This is a genomic window from Psittacicella gerlachiana (assembly GCF_003585965.1).
Taxonomy (GTDB): Bacteria; Pseudomonadota; Gammaproteobacteria; order Enterobacterales; family Psittacicellaceae; genus Psittacicella; species Psittacicella gerlachiana.
Window position 1 is genome coordinate 1 of the sequence record NZ_NRJF01000186.1, and the last position, 8,005, is coordinate 8,005.

4 protein-coding genes are annotated in these 8,005 nt (G+C 36.9%); all 4 read left to right on the plus strand.

The genetic code is table 11. The features are described 5' to 3' along the window. Nucleotides 1–379: 379 nt before the first annotated feature. The gene (traN, locus tag CKF59_RS06205) at nucleotides 380–4,252 is read left to right on the plus strand and encodes a conjugal transfer protein TraN (protein WP_119535082.1); all 3,873 of its coding nucleotides are present in this window, start codon (nucleotides 380–382) and stop codon (nucleotides 4,250–4,252) included. 241 nt (nucleotides 4,253–4,493) lie between these two features. Continuing rightward, nucleotides 4,494–5,396 carry a conjugal transfer protein TraF gene (gene traF / locus CKF59_RS06210; protein WP_119535083.1) on the plus strand — a complete coding sequence of 301 codons (903 nt, stop codon included), beginning with the start codon at nucleotides 4,494–4,496 and terminating at the stop codon, nucleotides 5,394–5,396. A gap of 61 nt (nucleotides 5,397–5,457) precedes the next feature. Continuing rightward, nucleotides 5,458–6,531, plus strand: a complete 1,074-nt coding sequence (locus CKF59_RS06215) for a hypothetical protein (protein WP_119535084.1) — start codon at nucleotides 5,458–5,460, stop codon at nucleotides 6,529–6,531. A 9-nt stretch (nucleotides 6,532–6,540) separates the two neighbouring features. Then, nucleotides 6,541–7,905: a conjugal transfer protein TraH gene (locus CKF59_RS06220; RefSeq protein WP_119535085.1), complete on the plus strand. Its 1,365-nt coding sequence runs from the start codon at nucleotides 6,541–6,543 to the stop codon at nucleotides 7,903–7,905. The last annotated feature ends 100 nt before the right edge of the window (nucleotides 7,906–8,005 follow it).

The window sequence follows — 8,005 nt, forward strand, 5'->3', positions numbered from 1 at the left end:
ATATAACATTTTATTAGCATAAATTCTCTAAAATCCAATCAAAAAATCCTATCTATAAAAATAAAATTTAGTTTTATTTTTTAGTCTTAATATTATCAATCTTTGAGCTTACACTAAATATCAATATCTAGAATATCTAGATATTAAGCATCTTGAATATTAAGACCTTTTCGTTAAGTCACCGTTTGTTAAGTTTTTAAAAACATTTTCTAAAAATCCCATTTGCTACAGTTTTAATTTTAAGTTTTATTCTTAATTTTAATTTTTACAATTTTGTCATTTTTAACAGTTTTAACTAACTGTCTCCATTTTTATATTGCAAATTTTACAATTTTACTCTAAACAAATTTTTACGTATGCGACTTTAGTAAGGACAATTATGCATATTTGTTTAGGTAAAAGGTGGTTAAGTTGCTTGTTAAGCTTAGCTTTGCTTGTGCCTCCTCAACCTCAGGCTCTTACCGGAGGTAAATGGTTACAAGTAGAGGCTCAAGATAAAACTCAACAAGCAAGGGCAATTCTTAATGCCAAAAATAACCCTAATTCTCAAGAATATCAGCAATATCTAGCTTTAAAGCAAGATAAAAATTTTCTTGCTGCTCTAACTTCTCTCTCTTGGGGAAGCTTAGAACAAATTGATTTTACCCGTTTGAGTAAAGCTGAGCAAGAGCAACTAGTTACTCTCGTAGTCCAGTACTTACAAGCTCCGCCTCTCATTGTAGACTCAGGACAACAAGCTCTTTGGGATACAAGTAAAGATTATGCGGCTCAAGCTAGTGGAGTTGCTAGTAAAAGTCTTGCGAATATGCCCGAACTCGAAGTTAAACATGAAGCTTGGTTTCAAGATTCGCAACTGCTCAAGGGTTTGTCTCCTAGTGATCCCTTCATTAGTAGGGGTTCTTGTACCCAAACTAAAAGCTCGAGTTTCTCTTGTACCCAACCAAGAAAGATCTTTGCTAAATGTATTGTCCGTCCGACTTGGCAAGGTAGCAATCAAGGGCAAGGAGACATTACCAAACTTCCAGCTTTCTTCACCAAAAATAAAACTTGTGGCAAGCAATGTTTTCAGACTCAAGTTGAAGATCAAGGAAGAAAGATTAGCCAAACTCTAGTGTTATCGGTAATTCATCAAGTAGAACAAATGAGGTTTACCGTTCGTCTAGTTCATGGTGAGGGAAAGATTGGTGTCAATAATCAGCTTTTAGCTGTCGGTAAGGAGATAGATATTAGCTCTTTGTATAACTATAAAGAGCAAGTTTTAACCTTTAAGGTAAGTAACCTTAAAGCTTCGGTAAGAAAAGTTAATCCTTATCGCTTAGAGATTAGAGGTTACTATACTCAAGAGCAAAAACCAACACATATTGACTGGGATCTTGAAGCTTGTCCGTGGACAAGATTAACTCAAGAGTTTACCGCAAGTACTAAATTAAGCATCGAGCGAGGATATGTTAGTTTGCTTTTGAATAATAGTAATACTCAGGCTGAGGTGGCTTGGCAAGCTAAAAAGCAAAGTAAAACTCGATCTCAAGCTCAAAGTCAAATTCAAACTCCAAATGAGATAAAATTTCAAATTCAACATCAAGTTAAACCTCAAGTTAGAATACAAGAAGATCTTTATCCTCTAAAAGATCTTCAACCTCCAAAGAGAAAGCAAATTGATATTTATTCCTTAGAAGAAACGCAAATAGGGCAAATTCAAATCTTATCGAGGATAACTAATTGGCTACATAAATTAGTTTTCCTATTGAATCATCCAATAAAACCTATTTCTTCTCAGGAGGCTCTGGCTCAAGTGAGCTTGAGCCAAGAGCAATCAGCTTTTTCTCATAGTTTTTTAGCTCAGGCATCTATGCAGCGAGAACAATCTATTGACTCTCAAGATCCTTTGCTTCAAGGATACCTGAACTTAGAATCACCTACTGCTTCTCAGAATCCTTTGGCTCAAGTGAGCTTGAACCAAGAAGCACCTACTTTATTTAATCAAACTTTAGCTCGAGAGGTTGCAGAACCAAAGCAAAACATCCCCATTGGTGCTGAGCTTAAGCCTAAGGCAACGACTAGTTTAAGTCTTGTGCAAACCAAGACTCAAGTTCAGATACCAGTATTTTATTCTCAACCTACTTTTTTCAAGCAAATGTTCTTCGCAAATTCCGAGCTTAAACACTTACTTTCTCTTCAGGAGAGTTTGAGACAAGTGAGCTTGTCGCAAATATTTTCCACTTTCTCTCCTCAGCTTTTGGGGTCGAGCTTTAAGCAATCACCTACTTTTGTTTCTCAGGAACTAGTAGAGATTGCAGTAACAAGTTCAGTAAGAAGTAAGGATGTCTCTGCTCCTTCCTCTACGAACACTGCTTCTGTGGGTACTGCTTACGCTAATACCGCAGACCTCAAAGCTCAGCTCGAGCAAATTAATGATCAAGCTCTTCCTAAACTCTACCAAGTTAAATGTTTAGGTAAGAAAATTCGTCTTCCGGAAGACCAACAAGCTTGCGTCATCATTAATGGCAAAGAGTATTGTCGTATTCAAAATCCGCATAATCCATATTTAGGAGAAGCGAGCTTTTGTGAGCAAATTGAAATCAGTTGGCAATACACTACGCAAGTCAAAGCTACTTGTAAACAAGCTCTAGAGCAAGCTTTAAGTAAATCTAACATCACTTGTACTTTAAAAGATAAAGAACCAATTTATTTACAAAGTGCTCGTGATGGTGATCCTTATAGTTTGCATTACGCCCAAATTAGTAAGATCAAAGGTGCAAGCCCTGAATTAGTTAAAGGAATTATTGGCTACACTTATAGCTACCAGTGCAATCAACAAAGCGTGCGACCTAATTGCTTAGATAACTTTGTCAGCAAGCAAAGCTATGAAGATTGTCCTTTAGAAGTAAGTATTAAAGAAGTACCAAAAAACTTTACCACCCAAAATTTTGCTACCTGCATTCTTGGAGTTAGTTGTCCTAAATACTTTGTTCAACAAGGTGATAAGGTAATTATCACTAACAAATCTTGCCAAGTAGTAGAACATTATCAAGGCTTGCTTACTTATCGGTGTTGGAAACAAGAGAGTTTTCAGAATACTGTGGTCACCACTAAAAGTAAGTGTGCTCCTTATACTTGCCAAGCGGGAGATATGGGCTGTGACCGTTTACAAAAGCAACAAGACATGAGTAAAGTTATAGCTGCGGTTTCTTTGCTCAGTGGTATTCAAGAAGAATCTCAATGCGATCTACGCACGGGAATCTGTCGAGTATTTGCAGGTAAAGCTCATACTTGTCGTTGTAGTGCCAAAGGTTTAGTTGATTGCTGTAATTTACCAACTCAAGTCTCTTTACAAGATTATCTAAGTTTAGGGTTTAAACTAACTCAGCTTAATGAATATGCTGCCAAATCCTTGGGTTATGAGAACCCTATAGGCTCTTGGGCTAATCTTGGACAGTTGGTAAACCAAGGCTTTACCAAAGCTTATAACTATAGTAAAGAGAATTTAACTTCCCTCTATGAAAATCTTGTTGGTAATAGTGTAGCTACCGGCACAAGTGTGCAAGGAGGAGAAGTGGTCGCAAACCAAAAACTTTTACAAAGTTTAATGGCGAGCTTATATCGCTGGGTTAATCAAAATCTTGGAACACAAATTGGACAAAAAATCTTTGTGCAGCAAGGAGATACTATAAAAATCAATCCTGCGGTTTCTCAAGGTTTTAACTATGCGATGACCATTTACTCTGCTTATAGTTTTACCAAAAATGCTTTAGAAGTCGCTTATTCCTGTAATGAAAGTGAAGTTGAGTTTGCTAATAAACGTAAACTTCGTTCTTGTACAAATGTAGGGGTATATTGTAGTCAAAGACTTTTAGGCTCTTGTATCCAAACCACTCAAGTAAGTTGTTGTTACTCTAGTCCTTTAGCTCGTATTATTCAAGAGCAAGTGAGAACTCAACTGAACAAGGGCTTTGGGAGACCGCAAAAGCCTGATTGTAGCCCCTTAACTACCGAAGAGCTAGCTTTGGTGGATTGGCAACAAATCAATCTCGATGAATGGGTAGCAATTATGCTTTCAAGTCCAGAGTTTAGGAATCTCGGCACTAAGCTAGCTCAGCAACAAACTCTCTTAACTCGTGCTAGTGCTAACCAAAACTTTGATCAAAGAAATGCCCAAGAGAGGAATCAACAGAGATTAGATTACTTGGGATCTAATCTAACTCTTGATAACTTTGTGCGTAAAGCTCGACAATTTTTAATTAATCAAAATTGAGATATCGCTTAATGTCAAATTAAGAGATATCAAAAGTTTACAATTAGATATCTCCTAACTAAAATAAAGAAATGACCTGAGATATCAATTAATAATTAATCTAAGTGGATTATTGCTCCAATTCACTTAAAGACCTGTAAGGAGGTGTAAAAGAAAATATTTAATCCAGTTTGAGTTGGCGATACTTTTATCGCCAACTTAAACTCCCTTTTTAGAGAAATTTTAGAATGGGAGAAATCTCATGATACGTTATCTAATTTACTTGCTACTTTCTTTTCTTAGTGGACAAGTTTTTGCGAGTAATCAACTTACAAGTTTTTCTTATCATTTACAAAACCAAGGCTGGTTTTATTACAACTGGCAATTACTGCAAGAGCAAGAACGAGAACAAGGTCTAACTTTAGAACAACTACCACCCGTACCCACCAAGATTAGTAGTGCTTGGCTTCGTCAAGCTTTACCCTTGTATCTTGAATTTGCGATGGACAATCCAAGTGAAGCTAATGTTCTTGCTTATCTCTATTTACAAACCTATGCCCAACAAAAAGCCGCTCTGTTTAGTGAGCAAGCTCAATTAGTAACTCAAGGTAATGCTATTTTGGATAGTAATGCTTTCTTTCCGCAAAATGCGATGGCACAACAATATCGTGAGCAAATGAGTGCAGCTATGCGACAAAATCTTATTCGTCTGCATGCACCAGCTTTAACCTTGGTGTTTACTGTAGCTCAGGATTATGAAAGTAAAAATTTTACGGCTCTAGCTGCCAAGGCTGCAAGTGAACTTGGCATTAAGGTAGAAATTTATGAAGTTAATGGAAAAGTCCATCCTGAATTAAAAGATTTTTGGCATCAACGAGATCCAAGAAAAATTCAAAGCTTTTTACAGCAAGCAGCTGTGGAAATAGTACCAAGTGTTCATATTTTTAGTCCGAGCCATGGAGCTTTTTTAGTAGAAGGGGCGGTAGACTTGCAAGAATTTGAACAAAGGATTATTCGTTATCTCTACTTGACCAAGCTAATTAGTCGTACCGAATACAACTTAACTCGAGGGGTAATTAATGAACGTCAACAAGATCCTGAAAAAATCCAAGAGTTGATTAATGACAAACTCCTAAAACGGTCTTTGCCTAAAGCCTTTAATTAAACAAAATAGGGCATTTATTGGCAGACAACCACCTACTTTTAACTTCAATAAGGAAACTTTTATGAAGAAACTCACCTTTCTCTTACTTTGTTTATGGGGAACTAGTATCCAAGCTCAGCATCTAGGTTCTCTCTACTATCTCTGGGAATATCGTCCTTACACTCTTACGGTAAAAACTGAGAATATTTTTATGAGTAAAGAACAAGAGAAATTTAATCTCCGTCAATATCATCAAGAGTTACAACAACAGCAAAGTAAGCCTTCCTTTGATTTTACTTATCTCCTTTATCTCAACCTTAAAGAATATGGACAGTGGCAAGATATATATCTTGATCAAGTTCCAGAATATAGTAAAAACCTTTACTCTTTACTAGCTTGGTATTACTACAACTGGCAAGTAGAAGCTCAAGCTCAAAGTTTAGAGGTTGCTCCTCAAGCTCCCCAAGCTGTTCCTGCAACTTTTGATCAAGCATGGTTACGACGCCATTTACCCGACTATTTAGCTTTAAGTAAAACTCAACTTGAACCACAAGTGGCTTTAGCAAGTTTGTACTTACTTTACTTTGATTTGCTTTTAGATCCGCAAACGGAAAATTTTTATACTCCGGTGGCAAGAAAACATTATTTTGCTTTACTCGAACAAGCTATTAAACAAGCTCTCTTCCAAAGTTTTAATCAAGAGTTGAGTTTGGCAATGGTGTCATTGCACACTAACCCTTATCTAAAAAAGATTTGCCGTTATGCTCAACAAGCTCAGGCTTATGGTTATACCTTTAGTATTTATCCACAACAACCGCAAGCTTTACGTAAGCTCACTCAGATTTCTCAAGATATAACTCCTCCTGAGTATGATCATTTATTAGTTAAGTTCAAAGATGGTACTTATCAAAGTTATGATCTGAGTAAATTTAGGGTGATTGAACATAGCCATTTCTTAAAACAAGACTTAGTGGTGCGTTATCATCCTGAAGTAGAGCAAGTGCTTAAGTACTTACTCCAAGAACAAGGACTTATCACCTCTACTGAAGTAAAAATCCTTGAGGGACGCATCCAAGAGCTAACTCTAGCTGATCGCCAAGTTATTGCTCAAGTGATCAATGAACGTTTACTGAAATTAACTCCGAAGCAAGAGTAAGGAGGCAAGATGTACCAGCAAGCAGGGAAAGGCTTACTTACTTTACTCTTTGCGTATCTCATCTCCTTGCCTACTTTGGCAAATTCGGTAAGTGATTCTTTGAACCGCAACCTTAATGTGCAAAACCATACCACCAGTGCAGCTCGGATTCGAGCTTTAGATCGCAATGTTTACTATGGAGGGAGTTTTACCTTACGCAATCAACTTTTGGCAATTCAATTGCTTAACTTTGATGCTCCCTATCTCAATGCCGGTTGTGGCGGAATAGATTTGTATGGAGGAAGCTTTAGTTTTATTAGTAAAGAGCAATTTAATCAACTAATGAAAGCAGTAGCCTCCAATGCCGTAGGTTATAGCTTTAGTTTGGCTCTTACTCATGTATGTCCTACTTGTAGTCAAGTGGTTGAAGCTTTACAAAGAAAAGTACAAATGCTCAATCAGCATCTCGGTAACTCTTGTGCTTTAGCTCAAGGGATTGTTAATGATTCTTTAGCAGCTATTACCGGTGCTACTAACAACAAGCTAAGTTTGATGGCAAACCTCAAAGGCTTTGGGGATGCTTTTACTAGTTTTTTTACTCAAGCCCCTGAAGCTAAGCAATTGGTTCTCAAGAGTAACGCCAAAGTAAAACAAACCTTGTATGGAAATGTTCTTCTAGAAGCCTTTCGTAAGACCTATGGGAATGAATTTAAAGATGAGTACATTATGAGTATGTTGTCTTTAACTGGAACTATAGTGGTGATCCCTAAACATCAAGGAAAAAACTCCGAAGATCAAATAAAAGTTTATCCCGGTAATCTCACTTCCTTTACTAATCTTATTCAAGGAGGTGCGGTTTCGGAATACACTTGTGCTAATCGTAAATGTGAAGAGCTACGAATTAAAACTACAAAAGTTGAAACCCTAGCTGATCGCATTAAAACTCTTTACCTAGGAACAACGAGTAATGACTTTTCCTCTTATGGGCAAGGAGTAATTGGGATGTATGAAACTAACCAAGGAGTTTTAACCGTACAACAAAAACGTCAACTCCTCATGATTGGTGAGGGGATTAATACTCAAATCAAAACCTTAGCTCAACAATCACCAGGAGCTGCTCGAGACTTTGTAAACTTTGCTGCTAACTATATAGCCTACAAATATGCAGTGCAGGAAATAGAGTATGTGTTTAGGTTAGCTTTTACGGCATTACAGGTAATGCAGGAGAACCCTGCTTATAACAAACTCTTAGAAGTGTTAAAGCAAAGCTATGCTTCCTACTTAGCCGCTATTAATACTTACTCTGAATTAGCGAATCCAAGTAGTGTGGTTGAATATTATAACAATCTGCAAATGCAACTAAATCCAAATTATGGAAAAGTAAAACCTCACTAGAGCAAAGCAAATAAATCAAATTAAGGCAAAGAATAGGTTTTTTTATGCGAAAGCAAACTCTAGCCGAGTTTGTTTTGGTGTGTAGTCAAACTCTAGCCGA

Excerpts from the sequence above, each read along its gene's own strand:
- traN (WP_119535082.1), top strand. The coding sequence starts at position 380 with ATGCATATTTGTTTAGGTAAAAGGTGGTTAAGTTGCTTGTTAAGCTTA.
- traF (WP_119535083.1), top strand. The coding sequence starts at position 4,494 with ATGATACGTTATCTAATTTACTTGCTACTTTCTTTTCTTAGTGGACAA.
- CKF59_RS06215 (WP_119535084.1), top strand. The coding sequence starts at position 5,458 with ATGAAGAAACTCACCTTTCTCTTACTTTGTTTATGGGGAACTAGTATC.
- CKF59_RS06220 (WP_119535085.1), top strand. The coding sequence starts at position 6,541 with ATGTACCAGCAAGCAGGGAAAGGCTTACTTACTTTACTCTTTGCGTAT.